Raw genomic sequence first — 317 nt, forward strand, 5'->3', positions numbered from 1 at the left:
AGAGCGTTGCCCAGAGCCCGGATGGCCCGGATCGCCTCCCGCTGCCCCATCCGGGGGCCTTTTTCCAGATAGAGCTTTTCCTCTTCCGGGGATACACCCGTGAGCAGTGCCTGCCCGCCGGGCAGGGCCACCAGCATCAGCGCACGGTAATGGGCAATGAGCTCCTCGGTCAGCCGCTTCACATCCACCGACTGCTGGCGCAGCTGAGGCAGCTGTGCCAGTGCCGCGGCGGCATCCTGCGCTTCCAGCGCATCTGAAATATGGAACAGATAGCTCCGGTCGGTCACACCTGCCATCCGGCGGACAACGTCCGCATC

Annotated in this window: 1 pseudogene; it reads right to left on the reverse strand. The window is 65.0% G+C overall.

Annotated elements, in window-relative coordinates:
• Positions 1-317: pseudogene (locus P0G09_RS17125) on the reverse strand (DNA polymerase III subunit gamma/tau); the annotation flags it as partial.

Source organism: Faecalibacterium sp. DFI.5.82, assembly GCF_029076575.1.
Classification (GTDB): Bacteria; Bacillota; Clostridia; order Oscillospirales; family Ruminococcaceae; genus Faecalibacterium; species Faecalibacterium duncaniae.